The 24,921-nt window shown below is 63.7% G+C and carries 24 protein-coding genes; 4 read left to right on the forward strand and 20 right to left on the reverse strand.

Going from position 1 to position 24,921, the window contains the following annotated elements; all coding sequences use genetic code 11:
- Positions 1–3: 3 nt before the first annotated feature.
- Genes PVU19_RS19215 through PVU19_RS19235 form a run of 5 tightly spaced genes read right to left on the reverse strand, consistent with a single transcriptional unit; the run spans position 4 to position 5,238 of the window.
- Complete coding sequence (locus PVU19_RS19215; protein WP_050661344.1) at positions 4–1,344, reverse strand: NAD(P)/FAD-dependent oxidoreductase; 1,341 nt, start codon at positions 1,342–1,344, stop codon at positions 4–6.
- Positions 1,341–2,108: an NAD(P)-binding domain-containing protein gene (locus PVU19_RS19220; protein WP_050661343.1), complete on the reverse strand. Its 768-nt coding sequence runs from the start codon at positions 2,106–2,108 to the stop codon at positions 1,341–1,343. The genes PVU19_RS19215 and PVU19_RS19220 overlap by 4 nt, the downstream gene beginning before the upstream one ends.
- Positions 2,108–3,604 (reverse strand): aldehyde dehydrogenase, encoded by a 1,497-nt coding sequence (locus PVU19_RS19225; protein ID WP_050661342.1) that lies wholly within the window; start codon positions 3,602–3,604, stop codon positions 2,108–2,110. Before PVU19_RS19225 ends, PVU19_RS19220 begins: the two co-directional genes overlap by 1 nt.
- A 3-nt stretch (positions 3,605–3,607) precedes the next feature.
- Positions 3,608–4,525 (reverse strand): dihydrodipicolinate synthase family protein, encoded by a 918-nt coding sequence (locus PVU19_RS19230; protein ID WP_050661341.1) that lies wholly within the window; start codon positions 4,523–4,525, stop codon positions 3,608–3,610.
- A gap of 8 nt (positions 4,526–4,533) precedes the next feature.
- Positions 4,534–5,238 (reverse strand): GntR family transcriptional regulator, encoded by a 705-nt coding sequence (locus PVU19_RS19235; protein WP_050661340.1) that lies wholly within the window; start codon positions 5,236–5,238, stop codon positions 4,534–4,536.
- A 127-nt stretch (positions 5,239–5,365) separates the two neighbouring features.
- On the opposite strand from PVU19_RS19235, the gene PVU19_RS19240 reads away from it, so the two are divergent.
- Positions 5,366–6,316 (forward strand): GlxA family transcriptional regulator, encoded by a 951-nt coding sequence (locus tag PVU19_RS19240; protein ID WP_050661426.1) that lies wholly within the window; start codon positions 5,366–5,368, stop codon positions 6,314–6,316.
- Between the two features lie 9 nt (positions 6,317–6,325).
- On the opposite strand, the gene PVU19_RS19245 is transcribed toward PVU19_RS19240, so the two are convergent.
- From PVU19_RS19245 to PVU19_RS19300, 12 genes are all read right to left on the reverse strand, one after another.
- Complete coding sequence (locus tag PVU19_RS19245) at positions 6,326–7,288, reverse strand: 2-hydroxyacid dehydrogenase (RefSeq protein WP_050661339.1); 963 nt, start codon at positions 7,286–7,288, stop codon at positions 6,326–6,328.
- A 3-nt stretch (positions 7,289–7,291) separates the two neighbouring features.
- Positions 7,292–7,450 carry a hypothetical protein gene (locus PVU19_RS19250; protein WP_162838250.1) on the reverse strand — a complete coding sequence of 53 codons (159 nt, stop codon included), beginning with the start codon at positions 7,448–7,450 and terminating at the stop codon, positions 7,292–7,294.
- Between the two features lie 15 nt (positions 7,451–7,465).
- Entirely contained in the window at positions 7,466–8,809 is a 1,344-nt protein-coding gene (locus PVU19_RS19255) for an amidase (protein ID WP_050661338.1), read from the reverse strand.
- On the reverse strand, positions 8,799–10,220 hold the full coding sequence (locus tag PVU19_RS19260) for a TRAP transporter large permease (protein WP_050661337.1): 1,422 nt from the start codon (positions 10,218–10,220) through the stop codon (positions 8,799–8,801). Before PVU19_RS19260 ends, PVU19_RS19255 begins: the two co-directional genes overlap by 11 nt.
- Complete coding sequence (locus PVU19_RS19265) at positions 10,217–10,801, reverse strand: TRAP transporter small permease subunit (protein ID WP_050661336.1); 585 nt, start codon at positions 10,799–10,801, stop codon at positions 10,217–10,219. The genes PVU19_RS19260 and PVU19_RS19265 overlap by 4 nt, the downstream gene beginning before the upstream one ends.
- 78 nt (positions 10,802–10,879) lie before the next feature.
- Positions 10,880–12,010, reverse strand: coding sequence for a TRAP transporter substrate-binding protein (locus PVU19_RS19270; RefSeq protein ID WP_050661425.1), 1,131 nt, complete (start codon positions 12,008–12,010; stop codon positions 10,880–10,882).
- Positions 12,011–12,285: 275 nt separating this feature from the next.
- A complete protein-coding gene (locus tag PVU19_RS19275) occupies positions 12,286–12,702 on the reverse strand; it encodes a BLUF domain-containing protein (RefSeq protein ID WP_050661335.1) in 417 nt (138 codons plus the stop codon).
- Between the two features lie 256 nt (positions 12,703–12,958).
- Positions 12,959–14,032 carry a phenylalanine--tRNA ligase subunit alpha gene (pheS, locus tag PVU19_RS19280; protein WP_050661334.1) on the reverse strand — a complete coding sequence of 358 codons (1,074 nt, stop codon included), beginning with the start codon at positions 14,030–14,032 and terminating at the stop codon, positions 12,959–12,961.
- Between the two features lie 69 nt (positions 14,033–14,101).
- Entirely contained in the window at positions 14,102–14,668 is a 567-nt protein-coding gene (locus tag PVU19_RS19285) for a sarcosine oxidase subunit gamma (protein ID WP_050661333.1), read from the reverse strand.
- Complete coding sequence (locus PVU19_RS19290) at positions 14,661–17,594, reverse strand: sarcosine oxidase subunit alpha family protein (protein WP_050661332.1); 2,934 nt, start codon at positions 17,592–17,594, stop codon at positions 14,661–14,663. The genes PVU19_RS19285 and PVU19_RS19290 overlap by 8 nt, the downstream gene beginning before the upstream one ends.
- A complete protein-coding gene (locus PVU19_RS19295; protein ID WP_050661331.1) occupies positions 17,591–17,878 on the reverse strand; it encodes a sarcosine oxidase subunit delta in 288 nt (95 codons plus the stop codon). The genes PVU19_RS19290 and PVU19_RS19295 overlap by 4 nt, the downstream gene beginning before the upstream one ends.
- A gap of 49 nt (positions 17,879–17,927) precedes the next feature.
- Positions 17,928–19,178 (reverse strand): sarcosine oxidase subunit beta family protein, encoded by a 1,251-nt coding sequence (locus PVU19_RS19300; protein ID WP_050661330.1) that lies wholly within the window; start codon positions 19,176–19,178, stop codon positions 17,928–17,930.
- Positions 19,179–19,265: 87 nt separating this feature from the next.
- Here PVU19_RS19300 and PVU19_RS19305 point away from each other — a divergent pair, with 87 nt between their 5' ends.
- Complete coding sequence (locus tag PVU19_RS19305; RefSeq protein ID WP_050661424.1) at positions 19,266–20,231, forward strand: GlxA family transcriptional regulator; 966 nt, start codon at positions 19,266–19,268, stop codon at positions 20,229–20,231.
- Here PVU19_RS19305 and PVU19_RS19310 read toward each other — a convergent pair.
- The 3 genes from PVU19_RS19310 to PVU19_RS19320 all read right to left on the reverse strand — a co-directional run bounded on the left by PVU19_RS19310 (position 20,216) and on the right by PVU19_RS19320 (position 23,046).
- Positions 20,216–21,007 carry an ion transporter gene (locus tag PVU19_RS19310; RefSeq protein ID WP_050661329.1) on the reverse strand — a complete coding sequence of 264 codons (792 nt, stop codon included), beginning with the start codon at positions 21,005–21,007 and terminating at the stop codon, positions 20,216–20,218. The genes PVU19_RS19305 and PVU19_RS19310 overlap by 16 nt on opposite strands.
- A gap of 78 nt (positions 21,008–21,085) precedes the next feature.
- Positions 21,086–21,460 (reverse strand): HIT domain-containing protein, encoded by a 375-nt coding sequence (locus PVU19_RS19315; protein WP_050661328.1) that lies wholly within the window; start codon positions 21,458–21,460, stop codon positions 21,086–21,088.
- Between the two features lie 8 nt (positions 21,461–21,468).
- Positions 21,469–23,046 (reverse strand): DUF5928 domain-containing protein, encoded by a 1,578-nt coding sequence (locus PVU19_RS19320; protein WP_050661327.1) that lies wholly within the window; start codon positions 23,044–23,046, stop codon positions 21,469–21,471.
- 151 nt (positions 23,047–23,197) lie between these two features.
- On the opposite strand from PVU19_RS19320, the gene PVU19_RS19325 reads away from it, so the two are divergent.
- Both PVU19_RS19325 and rpsT read left to right on the forward strand, forming a co-directional pair.
- Positions 23,198–24,016 (forward strand): sulfotransferase family protein, encoded by an 819-nt coding sequence (locus PVU19_RS19325; RefSeq protein WP_050661326.1) that lies wholly within the window; start codon positions 23,198–23,200, stop codon positions 24,014–24,016.
- Positions 24,017–24,172: 156 nt separating this feature from the next.
- Complete coding sequence (gene rpsT / locus PVU19_RS19330) at positions 24,173–24,436, forward strand: 30S ribosomal protein S20 (RefSeq protein ID WP_050661325.1); 264 nt, start codon at positions 24,173–24,175, stop codon at positions 24,434–24,436.
- The last annotated feature ends 485 nt before the right edge of the window (positions 24,437–24,921 follow it).

Raw genomic sequence — 24,921 nt, forward strand, 5'->3', positions numbered from 1 at the left:
CTTTCACTCCGCGCCCGCGCGCCATTCCTTCCAGCGCAGCACCGCATTGGCCCCGATCTCGGCAAAGGGTTGCGGCGGCAGGCGCTTGGGCTCTGCATGGTCGGTGAAATGGCGGGTGATGGCGCTGGTCTCACCACAGGCAAGCTCTGCCGCGCCCATGCCCGTCAGCGTGCCCCGCGCGGTGCCGAGACCGTTCTGCACGCAACCCGCATATAGCCCCGGCTCGATCTCGCGCATCACCGACACCCCATTGAGGCTCAGGCACAGATGTCCCGCCCAGGCGTGTTCCATCCGCATGCCCGAAAGCTGCGGAAACCGCTGATCGAACTTGCGCTGCATGACGCGGGCGGCGCGGGTCATGTCGGCACGGGTTGCCACCATGCCGGGCCGCAGCACAGCACAGGTGCGGGTCACGATCCGGTCGCCGCCCTGCGCGCTGTCGATGCGGCGCAGGGTGGTGCCCATCGGGTCCGACGGCGTAATCCCCCAACGCGGCTGACCGCCAAGGCGGGCAAGCGTCTCTGCATCAAGCTCGGGCGTCATGGTGGCAAAGAGAAACACCTGCATCAGCCGTCCGCGCGCGATGCCGAAGCTTTCGAGATGACCATTCACCGTCAATATCACCTTGCCCGCGCTCAGCCGCCCCTTGGGTGTCTCGACCTGCCACGCCCCGCCCTGCCGGGTGAGGGCGGTGACGGGGCTCTGCTCATGCAGCGCCACACCGGCGCGCCGCAGCCCGTCCGCCAGCCCGCGCACATAGCCCGCGGGCTGCAACATCACCGTGCCGGGGGTGTAGAGGCCCGAGCGGTAATGCGCGCTGCCGGTCAGCGCCTGCATCGCCTGCGCGTCGAGCATCTCGGACGGTTCCCCGAGGCTCGTGAGGTGGCGTGCGTAGCTTTCGTTATGAGCATGCGCGGCCGCGCTCGCCGCGCCGTTGACCTTGCCAGCCGGGTCGAAATACGCGGGCGCGATGCCGTATTCCTCCACGGCCGCACGCCCGAAATCCTGCGCCATGCGGTTGAGCGCAATCATCGCCCGGTCATCGCCCGCCCCGGCATAATCCTCACTGGTCAAGTCATGCGGCAGGTCGATCATGAAGCCCGAGTTGCGCCCCGCCGCCCCCTCGGCCACACGGCCCGCCTCCAGCAGCGCGATGCGCGCGCCGGGCGCAAGCTGGGTCAGCCGCCGCGCCGCGGACAGCCCGGCAAAGCCCGCACCGATCACCGCGAAGTCGGCGGTGGCGTCACCCTCCAGTGGATGCGCGGCCCCCTGTGGCCCGAGGATAGCGTTCCACGCCGCTGGCCCAAGATGCGCGGGCAGCCGTCTGGCGCGGTGCGCGTTCATGCCGGTGGCAATCCCAAACGCTCCCGCAGACCGTCGAGGCCCTCCAGAAGCGCATCGGGGGCACCGGCCTGCACCATGGTGTTGCGCAGGCTGTCGTTCAGACCACCTTCGGTGCCCAGATCGGCCATCAGCGTGTCGATGCCGCCGGACCCATCCTTGCGCATCGCCGCAAAATAGGCCCCGAACATCGCGGTCACGTAAATCTCGGCGCCGGTCCGGTCCCCGGTCTGCGCGGCGAGCCAGTCGACCCCGGTACGCAGCAACGCCATCACCGGAAGCGACACGGCGCAGGCCCCGAAATGCGCGTTGAGCGCCGCCTCGCTCTCGACGGCGATCACCGGGTTGCGGGCGCCGAACACCGCCCGCACGCTGCCGGTATCCGGCCAGACCGGCAGCGGGCAGCCGCCCGTCGCGATGGACGGCAGGGGGATGGTCAGGCTCAGATCGGCAACATCCGGGATCAGCGCCGCCAGCCTGTCACGCGGCATGTCGGCCATCACCGAGATCACCTTGTGATCGGCGCGGAACGGCAGGTCCGGCAGTACCCGCTCGGCGATGCCGGACATCAGGCACAGGATCACGATATCCGACTGCGCGACCACCTCTGCATTGGTAGCAACAGACACTCCGGCAAAGTCACCGGCGAGCCGCTGCGCCGTCGCCGCGTTGCGTTCGGACACGAGGATGTCGTGCCCGGCACCGTCCAACCCGCGCACCATCGCCTCGGCGATGGCACCCGTGCCGAGAAATCCGATCCGCGCCATCAGGACACCGCCTCATCCGCATCATCCGCCAGATCGAGCCAGATGGTTTTCACCTGGGTATACTGATCATGGGCGTGCAGCCCGTTGTCGCGCCCGCCAAAGCCTGATTGCCTGTAGCCACCAAAGGGCGTCGAGATATCGCCCTCGCCAAAGCTGTTGACCGTCACGGTCCCCGCCCGCAGCATCCGCGCGCCGCGCAGCGCGCGCTTGGCATTGGCGGTGAAGAGCGCCGCGCAGAGGCCGTAATCGGTGTCATTGGCCACCGAAATGGCTTCGTCAAAGCTGCTCACCTCTATCACGCTCAGCACGGGGCCGAAGATTTCCTCGCGCGCCAGCGGGTGATCGTTGCCCGGCAGCATCACCACCGTCGGCTCGACAAAGCCCTTTTCAGCCTTGCCGCCGAACACGATACTCTCCGCCTGATCGAGATAGCCGCAGACCTTGGCAAAATGCCCCTCGCTCACCAGCGCGCCGACGCGAGTCTCGGGATCGAGCGGGTCGCCCACCACCCATTCGCGGGCATGCGCCTCGATCCGTGACAAGAGCGCCTCCCTGACGTCGCGATGCACGATGAGCCGCGAGGTTGCCGAGCAATTCTCGCCCATGTTCCAAAACGCGCCCTGCACGATATGCGCCGCGACACGGTCGAGGTTCTCGGCGTCGTCCATGACGATGGCGGGGTTCTTGCCGCCCATCTCGAGCACGATTTCCTTGGCGTTCGATTGCGCTGAATAGCCGAGGAACCGCTTGCCGGTCACGGTGGAGCCGGTGAAGCTGACCATGTCGACATCCATGTGACGGCCCAAGGGCTCGCCCACCTCCGGCCCGCTGCCGGGCAGCACATTGAGCACCCCGCGCGGCAGTCCGGCCTCATGCGCCAGTTCAGCCACCCGCAACGCCGTGAGACTGGTCTCCTCCGCCGGTTTCACGATCACCGAACAGCCCGCCGCAAGCGCCGGGCCGATCTTCCACGCCAGCATCAGCAACGGGAAATTCCACGGCAGAACAAGGCCCACCACGCCGATGGGTTCACGCAGCACCATGGCGATGTGATCGTCCGAGGCAGGGGCAACCTGATCGTAGATCTTGTCGACCGCCTCGGCGTGCCATTTCAGGCAATGGATCGTCTCGGGCACATCCACCGTCTCGCAATCGTAGATCGTCTTGCCCGAATCGAGGCTCTCCATAACCGCCAGTTCCCGCGCATTGCGGGTCATCAGCTTGGCAAACCGGATCAGCACCTCCTTGCGCACAGAGGGGTGCAGGCGCGACCAGCGGCCATCGTCAAACGCCGCGCGCGCCTTGGTCACGGCAAAATCCACGTCCTCGGCGCCGCAGGCGGCGATCTCGGCCAGTGTCTCGCCAGTGGCGGGGTTCAGCGTGGCAAATGTCTTGCCCGAGATCGCCGGGCGGTAGCCGCCGTCGATGAACGCCCCCGTGGGCAGGTCAAGCGTGGCGGCAATGGCCGCATATTCGTCGCGTGTCAGCAAGCTCATATCTCAGCCCTCCGCCGTGATGGTTGCGATGGTGGTTTTCAGCACGCGCACCACTTGTGCCAATGCGCGCTTGTCGTCCTTGTTCAGGCCTTTCAGCGGGGCGCGCACCTCGCCTGCGTCGATGCCGCTCGTGGTCACGCCATGCTTGATCGTCTGGATGAACTTGCCGCCCTGCTCCAGCACATGCATCAGCGGCAACATGGCCGACATGATGCGCCGCCCCTTGGCGAAATCACCCTCGACCACGCAGGCCTGATAAAGCGCCACATGCTCGGCGGGCAGGAAATTTGATCCGCCGCAGACCCAGAACGGCGCGCCCCAGGCAAAGAATTCCAACGCCTGATCGTCCATGCCACAGCCCATCTGGATATGTGGGTAATCGCGGGCCAGCAGATGCACCCGGTTGATATCGCCGGAACTTTCCTTGATGCCGCAGAAATTGCGACTACGTCCTACCCTGTCGAGAAACTCCTCGCCCATCATCGTGCCGGTGCGGCCGGGATAGTTATAGAGCATCACCGGCAGGTCCGCCGCCCGGTCGATGGCCAGCGCGTTGAGCGCATTCTCGCGGTCCGTGGGCACGGCATAAGGCGGTGAGGCCAGCAGGATCACATCCGCCCCGATCTCGCGCGCAGCTTGCGCCAAGGCGATGGAGTCACTGGTCAGCATCGCGCCCGTGCCCATCACCAGCGGCACACGCCCCCGGATCATACCGTGCGTGAGCCGCGCCAATTCCACCCGCTCAGCCACGGTCTGGGCATAGTTCTCACCGGTCGAGCCGCCGGTGATGATCCCATGCACACCGCTGGCGATCAGGTGCTCGATCACCTCACCCAAGGCGTCACGGTTCACCGTGCCATCGGGGTAATAGGGGGTGATGACCGGGGTATAGATTCCGTCAAAGCGAAAGAGTGGCGTCATGGCGGTCCTCATGCGGAGCTGGAGCGGGTGAGGCGGCCCATCGGCACATCAAGAGCCGTAGGCATCACGAAGCGTTCGATCTCGTGGCGCGACAGGTTCCAGTGATCCTCGGCCAGTTGCGCGGCCTGCGCCTCGTCCCGCGCCGCGATGGCCGCGATGATCGCGTCATGCTGACGGCTGGCCTCAGCCACGTTATCGGCCATGGTGGTGTTTTCCGGGCGGTAAAAGGTCATTGAAATGCGCGCATGGTCGATCAGCAACCGGTGGAACGACGGCAGGAGATAGATATTGCCCGCCATCTCGCCGGTGATCTCGTGAAAGCGGTTATTGGCGAGCGTGCGGTCAGCGGTGGCACCGGTGCGCAGCGCGGCGCGGAACCTTTCCTGTGCGGCGCGCAGTGCCGCGATCTGGACCTCGGAGGCGTTGTGCGCGGCAAGCCGCAGGATCGCCCCGTAGATCATCGGGGCGGCAAGGAAGAAATCGCGCAGCGTGGTATGCGACAGGTCCGCGACTCGCGGCCCGCGATTGTCGCGCAGGTCGATATAGCCAAGCCCCGCCAATTCGCGGAACACCTCTCGTACCGGGGTGCGCGACAGGTCGAACTCGGCGCAGAGCGCGGCCTCGTCGAGATCGTCACCGGGCCGGAGCGCAGTGGTGAGAATCGCGTGTCTGAGATGCGTCGCAAGCGTGGTCTTGCGGTCTTTGGCGGCCATGTCCGGGCCTCCTCTGGCGTGAATTTCACCTTGCTTTCTATAATATACAATTTGTATACGCAATGAATAATTCTTGTGTTTTCATAAGATCATCGCCAGACAGGTCACAGCCGCCGATGGACATGCCATGATCGCACCACAGCATTTCACCTTTGTTCTGGTCGAGGAATTCTCGCATCTCGCATTTTCCTGCGCGGTGGAGCCTTTGCGCATCGCCAACCTCCTGAGCGGCGAGACGCTCTATCGCTGGTCCTTCGCGTCAGAGGACGGAAAGAGTGCGACCTGCTCCAACGGCTCGGTCACGCTGGTGCATCACGGGCTGGAAACCCTGCCCAAATGCGACCGCTTGTTCCTCCTTTCAGGGATCAACATGCGCGCACATCTGACCAAGCCGCTGATGACCGTGCTGCGCCGCGAGGCACGGCACGGCACGCCCATCGGGGCGCTGTGTTCGGGCGCGTGGATCCTGGCCGAGGACGGGTTCCTCAACGGCATGAAGGCGGCGATCCACTGGGAATTCCACGACAGTTTCATGGAGCGCTTTCCCGAGGTAAATCTCGTGCGCAACGTGTTCGTGGCCGACGAGCGGCACCTCACCGCCTCAGGCGGCACTGCAACGGCGGATCTGATGCTTCACCTCATCGAGCGCGATCATGGCGCGGACCTGTCGATGGCGGTGGCCGACCAGATGGTCTATAGCGCCGCGCGCGAGGCGACGGCGGCACAGCGCGTCTCGCTGCAATCTCGCAACGGTATCCGCAACGTCCACCTGACCCGTGCCATCCAGCGCATGCGCGAGACCATCGAGGAGCCGCTCAGCCCCGCGCAGATCGCCGCCGAGATCGGCATTTCAACACGTCAGTTGGAGCGGCTCTTCGGCAAGTTCCTCAACACCTCGCCCAAGAAATATTTCATGGACCTGCGCCTCGAGCGCGCGCGCCACCTGCTGATCCAGACCGAGGCGTCGGTGATCGAGATCGCACTGGCCTGCGGGTTCGAGAGTTCCGGCCATTTCTCCCGCGTCTACCGCGCGGCCTATGGCGTGGCCCCGATGCAGCAGCGCGGACGGTTGAGCTGACCCAGTACCTCAGACCAGACGGTCACCCGGCTCATGCCCCGCGAAGAACGCGTCGAGATTGTCGAGCGCGCGAAACCCCATCGCGTCGCGCGTCGCGCGCGTGGCGCTGCCGATATGGGGCAGCATGAAGATGTTCTCATGCGCCGCGAAGGCCGGGTTACCGCCCGGCTCGACCTTGAAGCAATCGAGCCCAGCGGCGGCGATGTGGCCCGATTCGATCCCGGCCAAAAGCGCGTCTTCATCGACCAGCGCGCCGCGCGCGGTATTCACCACGACCGCACCCTTGGGCAGCTTGGCGATACGCTCAGCGTTCAGCAAATCGACCGTGTCGGGCGTCGCCGGGCAATGCAGCGACAGGAAATCGGCAACCTCAAGAAGGCTCTCCACGTCCTCATGAAAAACAGCGCCCTGCTCGACATCCGGCGCAAGCCGCGAGCGGTTGTGGTAATGGATTTCCATACCGAAGCCGCGCGCCTTTTCAGCAAAGGCGCGACCGACCCGACCCATCCCCACGATGCCCAGCCGTGCGCCCGTCATCTGCTTGCCCACCATGAAGGAAGGCGACCAGCTGTCCCACTCGCCCTGCCGCACCAGCCGATCGCCGCGCACCGCGTGGCGCGCCGCGCCCAGCATCAGCAGCATGGCGATCTCGGCGGTGGCATCCGACAGCACATCGGGCGTGTTCGTCACCACCACGCCTGCGCCTTTCAGCGCGTCGAGATCGCAGTGATCGACACCCACCGAATGGTTCGCCACGATCTTCAACCGGGGATCAAGCTGCGCCACCACATCCGCGCTGAAATGCTCGGAATGGCAGGGGATGATCCCATCCACCTTCGCACTCATCGCGACGATATCCTCGGCACTGCCGGGTGTATCCGCCTCGTTCACGATCACCTCATAATCGCGGCGCGCACGCTCCAGCGTCGCATCCGACAGGCGGCGCGGAATCCAGATCACCTTCTTGGACATGGCTCAGCTCTTGTTTTTGCTGGAGGTTATGAAATCATAGGCCGCGAGCCCGGCGGCGAACACCGTCACGATCCACAGGTCGGTCTCGCCGATCTCGCTGGCGAGGATATAGAGAAACGCGGCCAGCACCACGAAGGCGAAAAGCGCCAATAGCCTGTTCATGTCATCATCCTTTCGTCATTCCCCGGCCTCGAGCAGCCAGGATTGAAACCAGTTCGCCGTGCGCAAGAGCCGTGCGTCTTGGCCGCGCGCGGCGACCAACTGCACACCCATCGGCAGGCCGTTCTCGGCGGTGAAGGCAGGCACCGTCACGGCGGGCACGCCGGTCAGTGTCCAAAGCCCGTTGAAGATCGCGTCGCCGGTAAACTCCAGCCCCTCGGGCGCGGGTCCGGTGGCGGCGGGGCACAAGATCGCGTCGCAGCGCTCGAATATCTCGTCGAGCCCGGCATAGAGCACATCCGGCCAGTCAAGCGCCGCAAGATAATCTCGCGCGAGAATCGCGTTGCCCTTGGTCAGTGCCTCCTGCGTGCGGGGGCCGAGCGCGTCGATCTGCTTGCCATAGCGGTAGTAATAGCGTGCCATTTCCGCGAAATTGATGCGCTCGCGCACCTCGGCGGCCTCCTCGAACGCCTTGGGCAGCGGGGCCTCGAACACCTGCTCGCCTAGCGCCTCGGCCAGTTCGTCGAAGGCGGCGTGCAACTGCGGGTCAGCCTCGTCCCAGCCCGGCGGTTTCACAAATGCAAAGACCGGCTTCACCAGTGGTTTCGACTGCGCGGTGTTCAGCAAGGCCGGGGTGGGCTGCGGTGCTGTGGCCGTGTCCCCCGCATCATGCCCGAACAGCACCTCCGAAAGGAGCGCCGCATCGGCAGGCGTGCGGGCAAACACCCCCACGGTGTCGAGCGTTGGCGATTGCATCAGCACGCCGCTGCGCGGGATCGCGCCAAAGCTGGGCTTGAACCCGGTCACGCCGCAGAAAGACGCAGGCCGGATCACCGACCCACCGGTTTGCGTGCCAACGGCCAGCGGAACCATCCCGTCGGCCACCGCCGCCGCAGACCCCGAGGACGAGCCGCCGGGCGTATGCGCGGGGTTATGCGGATTGCGGGTCTTGCCCGCCTGCATGAAGGCCAGTTCGGTCGTGACCGTCTTGCCCATGATCACCGCACCTGCCGCTCGCAGCCGTTCGACCACGGCCGCATCCTTGATCGGCACGCGCCCCTGATCCAGCGCGCAACCGTTCTCGGTCGGTATCTTCGCGGTGTCGATCACGTCCTTGAGCGCCACCGGCACCCCGTGCAACGGACCGACCGGCCGCCCCGCCTGCCGATGCGCATCAAGCGCCTTGGCCTGATGGCGGGCAAAGTCGGGATCGAACCACGCCCAGGCCTGCACCTCGGGTTCACGCGCCTCGATACGGGCGATGCAAGCCTCGATCAGTTCAACAGCCTTGATCGCGCCCGAGGCCAGACGCTCGCGCAAGGCGCAAGCGTCCAGGCTCAGCATGTCGATCTTATCCGCCATACATCAGCTCCGGCAGATAGAAGACGATCTGCGGATAGATGTACATCAGCGCCATGGAGATGAAGACGCAGAACAGGAACGGCATCACGCCCGAGAAGATCTGCGTCAGCTTGATCTCCGGTGGCGCGATCCCCTTGAGGTAATAGGCCGACATCGCCATCGGTGGCGTCAGAAAGCTGGTTTGCAGGTTCAGCGCCACGAGGATGCCGAAGAACAGCGGATCGACCTCGAAGAACTGCAGGAGCGGCAGGAAGATCGGCACGAAGATAATGATGATCTCGGACCATTCCAGCGGCCAGCCGAGCAGGAAGATGATCAGCTGTGCCAGAAGCAGGAATTCCAGCGGGCTCAGATCCAGCCCCTGCACGAATTCCGAGATGATATGCTCGCCGCCCAGATAGGAGAACACCGCCGAAAAGGTGTAGGAGCCGACAAAGAGCCAGCAGACCATCGCCGTGGTGCGCACCGTGAGATAGACGCTTTCGCGCATCCGCTGCCATGTCATCGCGCGGTAGACGAAGGCGAGGAAGATCCCGCCAAGCGCGCCGATCGAGGCCGCTTCTGTCGGCGTCGCCAGACCAAACAGGATCGAGCCGAGCACCGCCATGATGAGAAACGCGAGCGGCACGAAGGAGGTCACGATCATCAGGATGAGCTTGGTCATCGGGATGTCGGGTACTTCTTCCTTGCTGGGTTTTGGCGCGACCGAGGGCTGAATGATCGCGCGCCCGATCACGTAGGTCAGGTAAAGCCCGACCAGAACCAGCCCGGGCAAGAGCGCCGCCGCGTAAAGCCGCACGATCGACACGTTCGAGGCCGCCGCATAGACGATCAGCATGATCGAGGGCGGAATGAGAATGCCCAGCGTGCCACCTGCGCAGATGATGCCGGAGGCGAACGACGGATCATACCGCGCCTTGAGCATCGCTGGCAGCGCCAGCAGGCCCATCAGCGTGACAACCGCGCCGACGATGCCGGTGGCGGTCGCAAACAGTGCACAGGTGATCAATGCGGCCACACCCATCGAGCCGGGCATGTTCTTGGCCGCGACGTTCAGCGTCGAGAACAGCCGGTCCACGATATTCGCGCGTTCGACGATATAGCCCATGAACAAAAACAGCGGCACGGCGGTCAGAACCTCGTTCGACATCACCGTGAATGTCTGGTTCACGAATAGATCGAATATTCGGTTATTGAAGAATCCCTCAATCCAGGTTGACCATTGATCCCATGTGGTGGCCACCGTTTCATCGAGACGGTTGAACTCGCGCCACATCCGGCGCTCTTCGAAATAGGCATAATAGCCAAAGCCGATGCCCATGGCCATGAGCGTGAAGGCAATCGGAAAGCCCAGAAACACGAAGACGATGAACAGGCCCAGCATCATCAGGGCGATTTGCGGATCGGTCATGGATGTGCGTCCTTTTCGGCCTCGGCGGCCTTTTGCATCAACAGGTCTTCGGTCTCGAAGACATCCTCGTCAGCGGGGAGCCATTCATTTGTGCGCATGCAATGGATGCAGCGACACACCTGCGCCAGCCCCTGAATGAACAGCAGAATACCGGCAGCGACGATCACCGTTTTGAACTGGTAGATAGGCACGCCCGCCGGGCTGTTGACCGACACCTCGCCATAGGACCAGGACTTTGCGGCATATTTCCAGCCTGCAAAGATCAACGCGGTGACGCCCGGAAAGAAGAACAGGATATAGAGCACCAGGTCGATCTTGGCCTGGTTGCGCGGCTGCCACAGGCGATAAAGGAAATCACCCCGCACATGCCCGCCACGCGACAGCGTATAGGCACCACCCATCATGAACAGCGTGCCGTACATGATGAAGGACACATCGAGCGCCCAGGCCGTCGGCGCATTGAAGAGATAGCGCGAGACCACCTCATAGCCGGTGCCCACCGACATCAGGATGATGAGCCAGGCGAAAGCCTTGCCAAACCAGGCCGACAGGCTGTCAGCGAAGCGTATGAAACCGATCACGAGATGCCCCCGTTAGTTGGAAAGCGGCCCCGGCGTTTTCTGCGCCGGGGCCTGTTTCAATCAGGTCTTTGCCCGAACTCAGAGCTTGAGCTTGCCCGGGAAATAGTGATCGTAGGCCAGCTCCAGATCAGGCGCGTTCATCAGCTCATAGAAGGTGACCTGCTCGACCCAGGCACGCTGGCTGTCGAGGGTCTTCTTCATGAACGGATCCTGCTCCAGTTCCGGGATCAGCTTGTCCCATGCGTCGAGCTGTGCCGCCAGGATGTTTTCCGAGGTGCGGTGCACGGTGACACCGGCCTCTTCCTGCAGCCACTTGAGGTCGGCCGAGTAACGACGCATCGCCTTGGCGGTGTTCGCGGTCGACACGGCCTCGACGCCGTATTTCAGGATCGCGCGCAGATCGGGGTCCAGCTCTTCCATGGTGAATTTGGAGAACAGGAACTCGAAGCTTTCCGATGCCTGGTGGTAGGAGGACAGGTAGTAGTTCTTCGCCACGTCATGCGCGCCGAAATCCTTGTCCGAGGACGGGTTGTTGAACTCGAACGCGTCGATCACGCCACGCTCCATCGCGGGGACGATCTCGCCACCCGGAAGCTGTGCCACCGACATGCCCATGCTCTGCAGCAGGTCCGCCGCAAGGCCCACGGTGCGATACTTGAAGCCGTTGAGGTCTTCGGCGGTGTTCACCTCGTCCTTGAACCAGCCGAAGGGCTGCGCGAACATCGGGAAGCCGAGATAGCCATCGACATCCATGCCCAGGATATCCTGGGTCAGCTCGTCATAGAGCGCCTTGCCGCCACCTTCGTAGAACCAGCTCAGCATCGTGGTGGCCGAACCGCCGAACACCGGGCCGGTGCCAAAGAGCGAGGCGGCCTTGTTCTTGCCGTACCAGTAGACCGGCACCGAATGCGCGATGTCGAGAACACCGTCATTCACGGCATCGAGCACCTGGAACGCGGCCACGACGGCGCCCGCGGGCAGCACGTCGATCTTGAGACGGCCACCGGACATTTCCTCCACCCGGTCGGCATAGTCCTGTGCGAATTCCTGCCAGATGTTCCCGGCACCCCAGGATGTCTGCATTTTCAGCACGATCGGCGCTTGCGCCAATACCGCCGGTGCCGCGAGCGTGCTCGCAGCCGCCACCGGTCCCCCTACCGCTGCGCGGCGCAGGAACGAACGGCGGTCAAACTTCGCCTTATCTGTCATGTTATCCTCCCATTTATGCGTATGCATCAATCGTGTCGGATGGCAGGCGCACGTCAGTTGCAAAGGCGATTCGGTGCTGAATGCCTACCACACGCAGGCCATCGTAAGGATTGGCGATGCAAAAACAAGTATTCTGGTAAGATAATCTGACCAAAGGCCCTGATTCAGCGGTTTTCCTGGGTTTTCACCCCAATTCGCGCCCAGCATACACAGCCTTGGCTGGTGAAATCTTCAATTATTTCTCGCATAAGCTGCAATTAGTCCACCGCCCGGCGTCATGCCTCGCGCGTCGGCACCACGCCCTGATCCGCGAGACGCTGGAAGAACCCCAGCACCTCGGCCACGTCCGTCCGCTCGATCGCGCCGCCCCGCACATCCTCGATGCTCCAGACCCAGCTTTGCGCCGGATCGTCGCGCATCGCCCAGCCGGGAAACAGCCGGGTCTCTATGGTCCGCTCCACCAGCCGCGTGACCTCGACATGACGGTCGTCATGGCGGATACGCTGATAGGCCGCCTCGACCTTGTCGCGCGGCCCTTCCAGCAGTTGCAGGTAGAGATCATGCCGCGCGATCAGCGCGCCGGTGATATCGTCCCGCGCATTGGCCCGTCGCGCATCCATCAGGATCGCCGAGAGCGTCGCCTGATCGAACCCGAAGGGCCGCGAGGCATAAACAAGCTGGGTCAGCGACATGAGGCGACTCCCTTTCAAGCAGAGCCTAGAGGGGTTGCGGCGGCCTGTCGATGCGAGAAAGAGAACCGCCACACATTAGCAAACCAAGCGCGGAATCGAGGGCGAAGCCCGCCGCGCCATCGCATGTCCGCCCCCCGGACAGGCGATTTGTCAAAGTAAGCACGTCGATGAGGGCTTTCACGGATTTGGCTGATATAAAGTGCTTTGCACGACCGTCGGATCGCCTGCCCGCGGACATACGATGGCGCGGCTTGAGTTACCGCGACAACCCACCATGCAACGTCGGCACGTCCAAACTCGCGAACCCGTAATGCCGCAGCCAGCGCAGGTCTGAATCAAAGAACGCCCGCAAATCCGGTATCCCGTATTTCAGCATCGCGATCCGGTCGATCCCCATCCCGAAGGCAAAGCCCTGCCACTCGTTCGGGTCGATATTCCCGGCCTCAAGCACCTTCGGATGCACCATGCCGGAGCCTAGGATTTCCAGCCAGTCATCACCCTCGCCCACCTTGAGCGTGCCACCTTCCCACGAACACCGGATATCCACCTCGGCCGAGGGTTCGGTGAACGGGAAATGCGAGGCGCGGAACCGCAGTTCCACGTCATCCACCTCGAAGAACGCCTTGACGAACTCCTCCAGCACCCATTTGAGATTGGCCATCGAGATATCGCGGTCAATCGCCAGCCCCTCGACCTGATGGAACATCGGCGTGTGGGTCTGGTCGTAATCCGCGCGGTAAACACGGCCCGGCGCAATCACCCGAATGGGCGCGCCCTCGGCCTGCATAGTGCGGATCTGCACCGGGCTTGTATGGGTCCGCAACACATGCGGCGGCCGGTCATCCCCGTCCGCGCGATGCGTATAGAACGTGTCCATCTCGGCCCGCGCCGGGTGGTGGCCGGGAATGTTCAGCGCGTCGAAATTGTACCAGTCGCTCTCGATCTGCGGCCCCTCGGCCACGGCAAAGCCCATATCGGCAAAGATCGCCGTGACCTCTTCGGTCACCTGAGACACCGGATGGATGGTGCCCTGCCTGCGCGGCCGCCCCGGCAGCGTCACGTCCAGCCATTCGCCCCGCAGCCGCTCATCGAGCGCGGCATCGCCCAGCGCCTCTTTCTTGGCCGCCAGTGCCGAATTGATCTCGTCCTTCAAGGCATTGAGCGCCGGGCCCGCCACCTGCCGCTCCTCGGGCGTCATCTTGCCCAGCTCGCGCATCTTCAGGCTGATCTCGCCCTTCTTGCCCACGGCCTGGAGCCGCAGATCCTCGAGCGCGGACTCGTCGCCCGCATTGGCAATCGCCGTCAGATATTTGTCCCGCAGATCGTTCATGGCTCTTATCCCGCTGATGTCAGGGGCGAGTTACCGCGCCTTGCGCGTGCGTGCAAGCATGTGGGGCGGTCACGCGATATTGCGCAGCGACACCTCGACCGCATGCAGGAAGGATTTGGCCGAGGAACTCGCCGACAAAAGTAGGTAGTCATCCTCCCCCGTGCGCAGGATCAAGACGCCCAGATGCTCCATAACCGTGCGCGCGGCGTGACCCACGCCAAACACCTCCGGGTGCAGGTCAATCGGGCAAATCCGCTCCAACGCGCGGCGTGTATTCGGGCCCGAAAGGGCCAGCGCCACCCAGACATCGGTCTGATCGGTGGTATAGACCGCACCCTTCAACCGCTCCGCCACTACACGCTCGGCATCGGGTGTCGCATGGATAAAGAGCGCAAAGGCCAGATCCGGGGCCAGCCGGATAAGCCGCGTGCCGTCCCCGGCCAGAGCCGACCGGCCGATCTCGGGAAAATCCAGCCCATAGGCGTCCTTAACTGCCTGCTCTGCCGCCGCTTCGCCCCCCAAAGGCAGCGCCAGCGACACCAGCGCCAGATCGGCGGGCGCCCAGAGTCGCACGCCCGCAATCTCCATCTCCGTGCCCGCCAATGGCGGCTCTGCCTGCAAGGTATACTCAGCCACGCAACCGCTCCCCGTCCGGGTCGATGAAATGCGCCGAGACCACCTCGACCTCCATCTCCCTGCCATGCACCGGGCTCACTGCGCGCAGGATTTCGCCCATCCGCGCATCCCCCCGCTTGAGAAAGCCCAGCCCGATGGAATGCCCGAGGCTGGGCGAATAGGCGACCGAGGACATCCAGCCCTGATCGTTCTCCATCGTCGCGGCATCCCCCTGCCCGATGAAATGCGACCCGGCAATCAGCCCCGTCGCGCGATCCATCGGGCGGAACCCCACCAGCTTGACCGCATCCTCGCGCAGCATCTCGGGGCGTTGCGACAGCACGTTGCCGATGCAGTCCTTCTTGCGGCTGACCATCCGCCCCATCCCGAGGTTATGCGCCGTGGTCTGACCGTTCAGCTCATTGCCCGCCGCATGCCCCTTTTCGATCCGCATCACGCCCAGCGCCTCGGTGCCGTAGGGCACGGCGTCGAACTCCGCGCCCGCCTCCATCAGCACGTCCATCATGGCATTGCCATCGCGCGCGGGCACCGCGACCTCATAGGCCAACTCGCCTGAAAAGGAGATCCGAAACAGCCGCGCGGGCATCCCGCCGCAGACCGTGACCTCACCGCAGGCCATGAAGGGAAACGCCTCGTTCGACAAGTCATGCGCCTCGTCCACCACCTTGCGCAACAGGTTGCGCGCGTTCGGCCCGGCGACGGCGAATTGCGCCCAGCCGTCAGTGGTGGAAATAAGATGCACATCCAGATCGGGCCACAGGCATTGCCGCGCAAACTCCAGCCGCCGGAACACCGTCACAGCATTGGCAGTGGTGGTGGTCATCACGTAATGATGCTCGCCCAGCCGCGCGGTGGTGCCATCGTCATAGGCGATCCCGTCTTCGCGCAGCATCAGCCCGTAGCGCACCTTGCCCACCGCCAGCGTGGCAAACCCGTTGCAATAGACCCGGTTCAGAAACTCCCCCGCGTCACGTCCCTGAATGTCGATCTTGCCCAGCGTGGTCACGTCGCAGATGCCGACCGACCCGCGCGTCATAAGCACCTCGCGATCCACCGAATCGCGCCAGCCCTTTTCGCCCTCCCGCGCGAACCATTGCGCCCGCAGCCAGTTGCCCACCTCGACAAAGGTTGCGCCATTGGCCTCGGCCCAGCGATGCGACGGCGTCAGGCGATAGGGCCGAAAATCGCGGCCCCGCGCACGGCCCGCCAGCGCGCCGATGGGCACCGGCGTATAGGGCGGACGAAAGATCGTCGTGCCGGTCTCGGGGATGGTCCGGCCGGTGCAGTCTGCCATGATCGCAAGCGCCGGGATATTCGCCGTCTTGCCCTGATCAGTGGCCATGCCCAGCGTGGTGTAGCGCTTGAGATGCTCGACCGCGCGAAAGCCTTCCTGATGCGCCTGCTTCACGTCCTTGACGGTCACGTCGTTCTGCAGGTCGAGCCAGGCGCGCGCCCGGCTCTGCGGCACATGCCACACCGGCGCGCAGTCGCGCGGCTCGTCCTCGGCGCGGGGCAGATCGCCCTTGTCGGCATAGCCCAGACGCTCCGCCACCGCGCGGCCCTCGCGCAGCGCCGCCGCCAGCGTCATCGCGCCATTGGCGGCGCCCGCCACCACCATGCCGAGCGGCAGATCGCGCCCCGGCACAAACGCCGCCAGATCGTCGCGCCACTCCGGCCGCCCGCGCTGATGGCAGGTCAGGTGCACATTCGGGTTCCAGCCGCCCGACACGGCGAGGCAATCGACGTCGATCATCTGCCCGTCGGTCAGCGTGATCTGCCGCAGCCCCTTGCGCCCTTTCGTGTCCATCACCGCCGCACCGCGCACATGACGCGCGCCGGGCACATCGCAGACGGCGGGCGCATCGCGCGTGTCGATCACGGCGGGCACCTCGACGCCCTTGGCAGCAAGGTCTGCGGCGGTCCGCCAGCCGTCGTCGTTATTGGTAAAGACCGCGACGCGCCGCCCCGGGGCCACGCCCCAGCGATTGGCGTAGGCGCGCACCGCCCCGGCCAGCATCACGCCGGGCCGGTCGTTGTTGCCAAAGGCGATCAGGCGTTCCGTCGCGCCAGCCGCCAGCACCGCGTGCCGGGAATAGACGCGCCACAGCACCTGCCGGGGCTTGCCGCCACTGGACGCCAGATGATCGGTGCAGCGCTCCAGCACGCCGTAAACCCCGTGATCATAGGCCCCGTAGACCGTGCTGCGCGGCATCAGGCGCACGTTTTCCATCGCCGCCAGTTCGGCCACGACACCGGCGGCCCAATCGGCCCCGGCTGCGCCGTCCACCTCCAGCGTCTCGGCATTGAGCCGCCCGCCCAGGACGAAATCCTCGTCCGCCACGATCACCCGCGCGCCCGCCCGCGCCGCCGCCCGCGCTGCCATCAGCCCGGCAGGCCCCGCGCCGATCACCAGCAGGTCGCAATGCAGATAGCCCTTGTCGTAAGTGTCGGGATCCTCCTCCATCGATAGCCGCCCGAGACCGGCAGAGGCGCGAATCGCAGGCTCATACAGCTTTTCCCAAAAGGCGCGCGGCCACATGAAGGTCTTGTAATAGAATCCCGCTGACAGGAACGGCGACAACAAATCCGTCACCGCCATCAGATCGAATTCGAGCGATCCGCGATGGTTCTGGCTGCGCGCGCTCAACCCGTCGAAGAGTTCGGCCACCGTGGCGCGGGTATTGGGCTCTTGCGCGGCCCCCTTGCGCAGCTCCACCAGCGCGTTGGGCTCTTCCGACCCGGCGGTGAAAATGCCGCGCGGGCGGTGATACTTGAACGACCGCCCCACCAGCCGCTGCCCATTGGCCAGAAGCGCCGAGGCCAGCGTGTCACCCGGATGCCCGCGCATCGCCTTGCCGTTGAAGGTAAAGCTGATCTCTGTCGCGCGGTCGATCAGCCCGCCCTTGATGCGATGGATCTGGCTCATCGACCCCGTCCCCGGGCACGCGCCACGTCGCGGGCCAATTCCACCGCCGTGATCTCGTGGCTCACCGTGTCGCGCGTCACAACCAGCCAGGACCGGTCGCCCTGCTCGTGATACCAAAGCTCTTGATGCGCCCCCGCCGGGTTATCGCGCAGGTACCCATAGGCGTGAAAGGCCTCGGCGGCGTCCTCTGCCTGCCAGTCGGGCCGGTCGATCAGCGCGGCATCGCCCAGGTAGACGAATTCGGCGGCATCGCGCGGGCCCAAAAGCGGGTGTTTGATGATCATGCCGGTGCCCCTTGAATATTTTTGGCAAGATGAAGCATGGCGCGCGCCCTCAATGCAGGTTGGGCTGGTTGCCCATGCCCTTTTCGTCGATCAGATGCCCGCGCGCGAACCGGTCGAGGCGCATTTCCGTCGCCACAGGATGCGGCGCGTCCTTGGCCAGCAGATGGGCATAGCACAACCCGCTCGCCGGGGTCGCCTTGAAGCCGCCGTAACACCAGCCACCGTTGAAATAGAGCCCGTCGATATGGGTGCGGTCGATGAAGGGCGAGCCGTCCATCGACATGTCCATGATCCCGCCCCAGCTGCGCAACAGCCGCGCCCGCCCGATCATCGGCATGATCGCCATGCCGCCCTCGGCCACGTCCTCGACCACCGGCAGGTTGCCGCGCTGCGCGTAGGAGTTGTAGCCGTCGATATCGCCGCCAAAGACCAGCCCGCCCTTGTCCGACTGGCTCACATAGAAATGCCCCGCCCCAAACGTGATGACGCCCGGAAGCACAGGCTTCAGCCCCTCGGTGACGAAGGCCTGCAGAACGTGCGACTCAATAGGCAGGCGCATCCCCGCCAGCGCCATCACCCGGCCGGAGGAGCCCGCCACGCAAACCCCTACCTTTCGCGCGCGAATGGCCCCGCGCGTCGTCTCGACACCCCGGCATTTGCCGTTTTCGATGTCGAACCCGGTGACCTCGCAATTCTGGATGATGTCGACGCCCCGCGCATCGGCACCGCGCGCATAGCCCCAGGCCACCGCGTCATGCCGCACCGTGCCGCCGCGCCGCTGATAGAGGCCCCCCTTGATCGGAAAGCGGGCATTGTCGAAATCGAGAAACGGGAGTTCCGCGCGCAACTGATCGGCATCGGCCAGTTCCGCATCGGCCCCGGCCAGAAACATCGCGTTGGCCCGCCGCACGAAGGCATCGCGCTGCGCATCCGAATGGATGAGGTTCAGGATCGAGCGTTGGCTGACCATCGCGTTGTAGTTGAAATCCTGCTCCAGCCCCTCCCACAGCTTGAGCGACATCTCGTAGAACGGCTCGTTCCCGGGCAGCAGGTAGTTGGAGCGGATGATCGTGGTGTTGCGCCCGACATTGCCCGACCCGATCCAGCCCTTTTCCAGCACCGCGATATTGCGCAGCCCGAACTCCTTGGCGAGGTAATAGGCGGTGGCCAGACCATGCCCGCCGCCGCCGATGATGACGATGTCGTATTCGGGTTTCGGCTCCGGGTCGCGCCAGGCGGGTGTCCAGCCCTTGTTGCCGGTCAGCCCCTCGCGGAGGATTTTCAAGGCGGAATAGCGCATCGGGTCTGTCCTGTGGCTCGCTCTGGCGTGATCATGGCCGATCTGCGGGGGCTATACTTGCCCCAAACAGTCATTTAGATGATGAATATGGACAAACCTGCCCGACACACCCCCGGCCCGCAGCGAATCGGCATCCTGCCGATCCCCGGTTTCGCGCTGATGTCGCACGCCGCCACGGTCGAACCCTTGCGCGCCGCCAACCTGCTGGCGGGGCGCACGCTCTACGAGGTGATCCATATCGCCCCGACGCCTGACCCGGTGTGCAGTTCCGGCGCGGCACAGGTCAGGCCCGAGGCGACGCTCGCTGACGATCTCCACCTCGATCATCTCTTTATCGTGGCGGGGGGCGACCCGGCCACCTACCCGGCCCGCGCCCTTACCCCGTGGCTCGCCCGTCAGGCGCGGGCGGGCGTGGTGCTGGGTGGTGTCTCGGGCGGGCCGATCATCCTGGCGCGCGCCGGGCTTATGGGCGACAGGCGGATGACCGTGCATTGGGAATATGCCACAGCCCTGGCCGAGGTCGCGCCCGATCTGCGCATCGAGCGCACGCTCTATGTCATCGACCGCGACCGGATGACCTGCGCGGGCGGCACCGCGCCAATGGACATGATGCACGCACTCATCGCCAGCCATCACGGCCGCGCATTCGCGCGTGAGGTCAGCGACTGGTTCATGCATACCGAAATCCGCCCGCCCACCGGCCCGCAACGCTCAAGCCTGGTGGAGCGTGTCGGCACCCAGAGCCCGGCAATTCTCGATGCGGTCGAGGCGATGGAGGGCAATATCGCCGATCCGCTATCTCTGCCTTATCTGGCGCAGATCGCCCGGCTCTCGCCGCGACAGCTCAACCGGGTGTTCCGGCAGCATCTTGGCCAGACCACCCATGGCTATTACCGTCGCCTCAGGCTCGAAAAGGCGCGCAACCTGTTGCGCAATTCGGCCCTGTCACTGACCGAGGTGGCGCTTGCCACCGGCTTTGCCAGTTCGTCGCATTTCTCGCGCGCCTACCGCGCGGAATACGGGCAGCCGCCGTCGCGCTATCGCTCGTCCTGATCGCGCCGCTCACGAATGAGCGCCTCAAGGTCCCCCAGTCGCGTCAGCACCTCGTCGCGGTAGGTGTCGGTCTTTTCCGCGTCCTCGGCGTGATGCGCGTCCTGCATCGAGTTGACGATGAGACCGACCAGAAGGTTCACCACCGCAAAGGTCGTGACCATGATGAACGGAACGAAGAAGCCCCAAGCATAGGGAAACACCTCCATCACCGGGCGCACAATGCCCATCGACCACGATTCCAGCGTCATAATCTGGAAAAGCGAATAGGCGCTGCGCCCCAGATCGCCGAACCATTGCGGAAAGGCCGCGCCAAAGAGCTTGGTCGCCATGACCGAGCCGATATAGAAGATCATGCCCATCAGCAGAAACACCGATCCCATGCCCGGCAGCGCCGTCACCAGCCCCTCGACCACCCGGCGCAGCGACGGCGCGACCGACACTACCCGCAACAGACGCAGGATGCGCAGCGCGCGCAGCACCGACAATCCTTGCGTCGCGGGCACCAGCGAGATGCCGACGATGATGAAGTCAAAGATGTTCCAGCCGCGCCGGAAGAACCCAGCAACGCCGCGCGCATAGAGCTTGGCCACGATCTCGACCACGAAGACCGATAGGCACAGCTTGTCGAGCAGGGTGATCACCCCGCCCGCGCGATCCATGAGCGGCCCGGAGGTTTCCATCCCGAGGATCACCGCGTTGAACAGGATCACGCCAAGGATGGCGTTCTGGAAAAGCGACGTGTCGAGAATGGCACCGATACGGTTTCGAAATGTCATGGCCTGCCTGTGGGTTCGCGCTGCAATCGCGGGTGATATGGGCGCTGCACTGCGGCACCGCAAGCGAGAGCGGCCTCCCTACATCTTTTGCAGCATCCGCCCCAGCGGACGCCCGCCCATGATATGCAGGTGGAAATGCGGCACCTCCTGCACGCCGTTCTCGCCGGCGTTGGTGATCGCGCGGAACCCGCCATTACCCAGCTGCACGCCGGTCTGACGGCAGATCTCCGCCACGGCGCGGTTGAAATCGACGATCTCGGCATCGCTGGCCTCAGCCGCGAAATGATCGTAGCTGACATAGGCCCCCCTGGGGATCACCAGCACATGCACCGGAGCCTGCGGCTGGATATCCTCGAAGGCAAGGGTGTGCTCAGTCTCCAGCACGGTCTTGTTCGGGATTTCGCCGCGCAGGATCTTGGCAAAGATGTTCTGGTCGTCATAGGCATAAGACATGGGCGTCCTCAATCTGCAAAAAGATGGTCGAGTGCGACGATTTCCTGCGCCTTTTCAGGCGGAATATCAAGGAACCGGGACAACAGATCGGGATAGCGCGCGGCATCGTCGTTTTCGCGCAGGATCAGGTGGTTCTCGAATTCGGAATCGCGGATCTGGTCGCTTTCATGGGTCATGTCGCCCCGGATCGTGGGCAGCAGGCGTTCCAGCGTCTCGGACGGGGTCTGTTCCCCGGCAAGGCCGACGCGCATGGCGTGACCGCTGAGATAGGAATCGGTGAAATGGCACTGGATTTCCAGCAGCTTGGTCACTGACCGGTCGCCACAGAAATCCTGCAACAGGTCGATGCTGCCCGGGTCCATGCAGACGATCAGGCGGTCGGTCTCGTAATAGTCGAACAGCATTCGCATCAGCGCGCGGCGATGCCGGGTGCGCTTGGCCAAGGTGCCCTGGATACCGCCCAGATCAGGCAGCGCGGTGCCCTCCTCGTTGAAGAGATACTCGATCGCGGGCAGGTTGGTGACTTGCCGGATCCGGTCGAGGAGGCGCTTGGCGACATGCCATTTCTTGCACACCACGATCATCAACTCACGTTCGCGGCCCAGCGTGCTCTCGGTCTCCCAGAACCGCTGCGCGAACCGCCGCCCTTCGCGCCCGCGCCCGGTCAGGAACTTGAACAGGCTGCGCCCCTCGTTCGAGATCTGGAACGCGGCCTCGGTGTTATTGTAAAGCGCGCCGAGACGGCGCTTGAGTTCCAGCGACTCGGGGCTGATCTTGCGGGCAAAGAGATAGTCCTGGCTGAGCAACAGGTCATAGTGGTCGTTGTAGAACGTGACCGGCATGCCGTAATCGGTGAACATCAGAAACGTCAGCGTGCGCGTCTCGATCTCGGTCTCGGGCACGAGATGGCGCACCAGCGTCTGAAAGAACGTCTCGTCGGGGATCCAGGTGGTGCGGAAAAACCGCATCACGTCACGCCGCCGCCGTGTGAAATCAATGATCCACTCCACTGTGCGGCGGCGCAGGCACCACCACTGGCTGCCGATCTGAACCTGGATGTCATGCGGAATCTCGCGCGTCAGCCGAAGCCGCTTCTGCGCTTCGAACGCGGCATAGAACCGCTTGGGCTGTGTCCGCTCGTTAAAGAAATGACGGTAGATCAGCCGCTCTTCCTTCATCCCGGTCTTGATCCAGTCGCTTTCGAAATAATCAAAGCTTTCGACATAATCGACATCGCGCGCATCGAGGAAGTCATGCGCGAAGCGGGCGGATTTGATCGGCGCGCAATCGCCCGACAGCATGTAGAAATGCGTGGCGCGCGGAAACTGGTCGACGGCGGCCTCAACGGCATGGAGCGTCGCCTGCACCAATGACCATTCGCCCCAGCCGCACTTGATGCGCTTTTTCGCGAAGGTCACGTTGGGGTTGTCCGCCAGCGCCTCGCGAATCTGTCGGAACGCCTCGGGCTTGGCGCGGGCGTCAAAATGGATCGACATGTAATCCCCCGCAGCCGTCAGCATCTCGGCCTGACGGATGATCGCCTCGGGGTCTTTATGGCACAGCAGGATGAACGCGATTTTTGCCATATCAGAAACTGTGCAACCCTTTTTTCAGATATTGTGTATAGCAATACCCTTGAAGACCGTCTGAATAAACAGGCTTTCTTTGGTTTTTTGAACAGGTTACAAAGCATGGAGCCCATAAAAATCGGGCCGGGACGTGCGGAGGCAGCGACAAATGGGCTTTCCAGGGACATGGATGACCGAGAGCGAGAGCGTGGTTTACCGCGTGGTGCCGAAATGCGCCTGCTCGACCATCGGGCAGATCATGTACTACTCTGATCACGGTGAATTCTTCGACGGCGACATCCACGATGCCACCACCGGGCTGCATAAATGGGCGCGCGAGGACAGCCAGAAACTGATCAACGCCAATGTGCGCACCCATACCTCCTATGCCTTCACCTGCGTGCGCAATCCCTATACCCGCATCCTGTCGTCCTTCTTCGACAAGATCTGCGGCATCCAGCGCAACGGCAAACGCTACCGCGGCAAGCTGGTGCCGATGCTGATCCAGAAATACGGCATCGAGGTCGGCGGCGAGGACGGCAAGCAGGAGTTCGACCAGATCAAGAGCTTTCGCCGCTTCCTGCTGTTCGCGCGCGACTCGATCCGCTTCAAACGCCCGATGGAGCCCGACATCCACTGGTCGGCACAGGCGGGCCACGTCTCGACCTTCATCGTCAATGGCGGCACCTATGACAAGATCTTCTGGACCGAGGCGTTCAACGACGGCATGGGCGATGTGCTCAAATCCATCAAGACGCCGCACAAGGTGAACCTCAAGACGATCCCGCGCTTCAACGAATCCGAAGGCCACGGACCCAAGCGCGCCCACCCGGTCGAGGACTATTTCGACGACCTGTCGATGCATCTGGTCTACGAGATCTACAAACGCGATTTCGAGGTCTTCAAATACGACTTCGAAAATCCCGCCAACAAGATGCCGAAGGGCGAGATCGACCTCGAAGAAGTCCACGCCAAGCTGGGCGAATAGCCGGGGGCTTGCATTCCGCGCCAAACGGCGTAAAAGGCCCGCCATACATGCGCGTGATGCCCGCTCAGGCAAGAATCATCACCCCGGAGATCGGGGGCCCGGTTGGGTATCCGTGCGTCACACCTAGATACCGAACCTTGAAAGGGTCTGATTCACATGGCCAACACACCCCAGTCCAAGAAGCGCGCACGCCAGAACGAAAAGCGCTTTGAAGTCAACAAAGCCCGCCGTTCGCGGATTCGCACCTACCTGCGCAAAGTCGAAGAGGCGATTGCCTCGGGTGACAAAGATGCCGCAGTTGCCGCACTTCGTGCCGCCCAACCAGAGCTGATGCGCGGCGTCACCAAGGGCGTCTTCCACAAGAACACCGCATCGCGCAAGGTTTCGCGCCTGGCATCGCGGGTCAAGACGCTCGGCTAACGCTTTCAGCTAAGTCGTTGAAGGATAAAGGCACCGCCACGCGCGGTGCCTTTTTGTTTTTCCAGCACCCTTCGGGGGCGGATAGATTCTTTTCTGTCAAAGCCGCTGTCAAGCGCATTGATCAGTTGCCCAGACGGCAGCGACGTTGCTAATTTCGGACCTGCGATTCACGCTTGGGGGGACAGGCTGCACAGAGGCAGGGTCAGACGCGATTGATCCGATCCGCTTCTGAAACGAGCATTACTGCTTTGGCTTTGTCCATATAAACGTATTTTGAAAGTCGTAAGACACAACGGCCTCTTGGGACAGGCCGTCGCGTTCCGCGTCTTTCGGAATATACGATGATCTGTCCGAGGATCCTGCGGCTGTTGCCATGCGCAACGGGTCAGGCTGTCCTTTGCCCTATACGTCGGTCGCGAACACGAGTGAGCCTTCCAGCGGATCAGCCGTCTGGAGGATACGAGAGAGCAGCGGAACGGGGTATC

This window comes from Roseovarius tolerans, from assembly GCF_028885395.1.
Taxonomy (GTDB): Bacteria; Pseudomonadota; Alphaproteobacteria; order Rhodobacterales; family Rhodobacteraceae; genus Roseovarius; species Roseovarius tolerans.